Consider the following 4,182-nt stretch of genomic DNA (forward strand, 5'->3'; position numbering starts at 1 on the left):
GGGCAACTTCTGGCGGACAATCCTTGTAATCGACTTTTGACAAGGTAATGGGCGTAACTGCTAACGCTGCGGGGGCAAATAGCCCTGTAGATATCGATAACAAGATTGCAGCGGCAAATGTGATAAAGGTACGAATTAGCATGGCGAGGAAGCAAGTGGGAGAGGGGGACTGGCGGTATGAGGGTGTTGGTGGGGGAAGAATTGTTGGGGATGTTGGGTTTCGCTTTGCTCTACCCAACCTACAGATTACGACTCTACCCTCTAATCTAAAACCATTGTCCCCCATTGAAGCGCGAATATGGTGACAGGATGCGGAGGAGCGAGTGAGTGACGATCGAACTGAGCAGACTAAAGCTAGTATAAAACCCGATAAATCCAGAGATATTAAAGCTCGATCGATCGATTCCAGGTAAGCCGATGACTTTAATAATCGTTATTAAAAACAGCCCTTCCCACACTGCCGCACCGAACTGTAGCAATCCATTCCAGTCTCCATCCCACCGAAATCGTTGGAGCTGATGATAGACAACATCCCAGATTATGCCGAATATACCCAGATAAATTAAAGTTATCAATGTCTGTCCGGCGATCGATGGACTCGATTTGATTAACATGAGGATGGTTAATAATAGTCCAACTGTCGCCAATAGCAACACGCGAATCTGCCAGCGACCAAATAGAGTAAAAGTCATGATGTGCTGAGGGAATATCGAGCGGATGTAATTTTACTCTAACCGATCTCTACATTTTTTCTGTTTGTCCACAGACCGATCGATCTTTGCTGGCTGATGATTCTATCTCAATTGTTTACGATCTCAAATTAGCCTCGATCGAGGTAGTAACAAAGTTTTACAAGCAGCGATCCCAAACGCCGCTGTCAGCTACTACACTAGAAGTAATGCGTTAGGAAAAGAACATATCGAGACGATCTACGGCAACTTACAAGGATTAAAATCCAATCAGATCAAACAGCTACGGAAGTTATATAACGACAGACTACCAGGCGATCGACTGACTACGCCAGAATTTGCCCAAAAGCTAGCAGCGATTAGTGCCGAAATTGGCGACCCGGTGAGTGTCTACATCAATCGGCGCGGTCAAATTATCCGCTTGGGTGTTGGGACTCCCCGTCAGACTCAGATTCCACCGTTAGAGCTACCCCGTTATGGTGCCGAACGGTTGAGTGGGATTCGGTGTATTTCGACTCAGCTCAAACCGGAGATTCCCAGCGAGAGCGCGCTGACATCGATGGCGTTGCAGCGGCTGGATGCACTGGTAATTTTGAATATTACTGGTAGCGGTTTCCAAAAACGGGGTGGGGGTGCGACGGGATACATTCAAGATACCTATCTGGCGCACTTGGTACCGCATCCAGAGATTAACTGGACAATTTCGCCGCCATTGAGTTTGGATGCGATTAGCGACCAAGATTTTCTCGATCTGGTCGATGGCATCGAAAGCGAATACGCGCGGGATGTGGCGAATCAAAATGTCGCTGACGAAATCGATCGAGTATTATTAGTTGGTGTCAAAACCGACTATGTGACTACTCAGCGGTTTAACGATGGCTTGGAAGAACTCGTCCGCTTGGTCGAAACTGCTGGCGGCGAAGTCCTGCAAACCATCCAACAAAAACGATCGAAACCCCACCCGCAAACTGTAGTTGGGGAAGGTAAAATTCAAGAAATCGCCCTCGCCGCTCAAAAAATTGGTGCGAATCTGATCGTTTTTGATTGCAATCTGTCCCCCAGCCAAGGGCGAAATCTTGAAACTCAGACTGGGATTCGGGTAGTAGACAGAACGGAAGTGATCTTAGATATTTTTGCCCAACGCGCTCAATCGGGTGCGGGTAAATTGCAAGTCGAGCTAGCCCAGCTAGAATACATGCTACCGCGCCTGACTGGGCGGGGTCTGGCCATGTCCCGTCAAGGTGGTGGCATCGGGACTAGAGGGCCTGGAGAAACCAAATTAGAGACCGAACGCCGGACGATTCAAAAGCGGATTTCGCGGCTCCAGCAGGACGTGAATCAACTGCAAGCGCACCGTTCGCGGCTGCGCCAACAGCGGCAACATCACGATGTACCATCTGTCGCATTAGTCGGTTATACTAATGCAGGCAAATCTACGTTGCTTAATACGCTGACTAATTCCGAAGTTTACATTGCCGACCAATTATTTGCGACTCTCGACCCAACGACCCGTCGCTTTAATGTGCCGACAAGTAATACTGGCGAACAGCGACAAATCTTGCTGACGGATACCGTTGGATTTATCCACGAGTTACCACCGCCGCTAATGGATGCCTTCCGTGCCACGTTGGAGGAAGTCACCGAAGCCGACGCGCTGATTCATCTGATCGATCTGTCGCATCCGGCTTGGCACAGTCATATCCGTTCGGTGATGGGGATCTTGAGCGAAATGCCAATCGCGCCAGGGCCATCGCTGATCGTGTTTAATAAGATCGATCGCGTGGATAGCGAAAGATTAGCGCAAGCTGAGGAAGAATTCCCCAATGCTGTATTTATTTCAGCATCCGAACGTCTGAGTTTGGAGACGCTACGGCAGCGAGTCGGACAGCTCATCGCCTATACGGTACCAGCTTGAGCGATCGGAGCGGTTAAAATGTTAACCTTTGCAACCTCAATACAAATCAGCTATATAGATTGAAAGCTGACTTTTTAGTTACCTTTTAAGCTTTGGACTCTATGGTCTACAGGTTAAGCTAGTTTTATCTGTACTTGAGAGGACTCTACTTAATATAGTTTCCGAACAGCATACAGGGTGGTTTAACTTAGAGTGCGGGAGTCGAGCGGCATAATAGTTTTACACTCGACTCCTATACCTTTTTTTTGAGCTAACTAGCTTTGACTCGTAAACCCTTCAAGCTTTGCGGACAGCAGCTTTGAAGAACTTAATTAATAATGCGCTCGACACATAATTAGCCCCAGAATCTGATTCTGGGGCTAATTGCTTGCATTTTTACAATCTATTTGTTACAATTCTTAATAAGAGACAACAAAAAGCTTTAGAATCCAGCACGAACAGCCAGCTCGATCGAGAGTGACATGGTATGAGTTTTTGTCAGATCGTAAGGAACGAGTTTTCTCCTCCCAACACAGCTATCTTACCAGCCGATCGAATCTCCACTGCGTGCATTGCACCGAAGAGGAGAGGCTATGCCAACGATCTGTTGGTTTTTTATCGTGGGTAGCAAGATTGTCAACTTGCTGGAGCCAAGGCTACAAGCTACCGCACGATCGATAATCGGTATTATTAACCTAACTTGCAAACCGATAATCTCCAGCAGGCAGCAATTGCCAACTATTACCATTGTTAGGCCGCAGATCTAATACCATGTGGTGATAATCCACCAGACTGGGGCGATGTCCGACACTGATATAGCTAATGTTTTGGCTTTGTAGTAGCTCGTAGAGCTGTCGCTCGTTGGTAACATCAAGCGCACTAGTTGCTTCGTCAAGGATGACATATTTTGGTTTACTGAGCAGAATCCGCGCAAACGCCAGCCGCTGTTGTTCGCCTTGGGAAAGCACCGCAGACCAATCTTTCTCGGCACTGAGTCCGCCCATCCGTTCGGCTAAGTTTTCGAGGTTGACTTGTGTCAATGCCGATTGAATGTCGGTATCGGTAATATTTTCTCGTCGATTGGGATATTGTAATTGCTCGCGCAATGTGCCCAGCAGCATATAGGGCTTCTGGGGTAGGAACAGAGCTTCGGTATAGTCGGGACTTTCGATCGTGCCTTTACCATTACACCAGAGTCCGGCGATCGCTCGCAGCAGCGAACTCTTACCACAGCCGCTCGAACCTACCACTAGTAAAGACTGCGCTGGCGTCAGCTCGAAGGAGAGGTTCTCAAATAGGGTTTGCTCGGCGTTGGGAGTATTGAGCGTTAGCCCATCGACCTTAAAATGAGTGTAGGGATGAATGATAATTCCATCTCTGCCCAGAACCTCTCGACTCTCGCGTTGTCGAAAGCGTTCGTAGAGCATCCCAATCCGCTCGATACTTGCAGCGAAGGACGAAATATCCTGAATCCGTGTGGGGATGATGGAGAGGGCACCTAGTACCATTTGAAAGGCAAATATAAGTAGGTAGGTGGGGAAATAATAAACTGCATAAAGTTTTGTCACGGAACTGGAGAGTTGGAGAATTTAAAGCGTT

Annotated in this window: 3 protein-coding genes; 1 reads left to right on the top strand and 2 read right to left on the bottom strand. The window is 47.8% G+C overall.

From position 1 onward, the window contains the following. Positions 1–266: 266 nt before the first annotated feature. A complete protein-coding gene (locus C7B77_RS25150) occupies positions 267–692 on the bottom strand; it encodes a hypothetical protein (RefSeq protein ID WP_106311392.1) in 426 nt (141 codons plus the stop codon). A gap of 226 nt (positions 693–918) precedes the next feature. On the opposite strand from C7B77_RS25150, the gene hflX reads away from it, so the two are divergent. Then, positions 919–2,604: a GTPase HflX gene (hflX, locus tag C7B77_RS25155; RefSeq protein ID WP_106311395.1), complete on the top strand. Its 1,686-nt coding sequence runs from the start codon at positions 919–921 to the stop codon at positions 2,602–2,604. Positions 2,605–3,278: 674 nt separating this feature from the next. Here the strand turns inward: hflX and C7B77_RS25160 are convergent. Further along, positions 3,279–4,151: an ATP-binding cassette domain-containing protein gene (locus C7B77_RS25160; RefSeq protein ID WP_245894402.1), complete on the bottom strand. Its 873-nt coding sequence runs from the start codon at positions 4,149–4,151 to the stop codon at positions 3,279–3,281. Positions 4,152–4,182 lie beyond the last annotated feature (31 nt).

The sequence above is a fragment of the Chamaesiphon polymorphus CCALA 037 genome, from assembly GCF_003003845.1.
GTDB lineage: Bacteria > Cyanobacteriota > Cyanobacteriia > Cyanobacteriales > Chamaesiphonaceae > Chamaesiphon > Chamaesiphon polymorphus.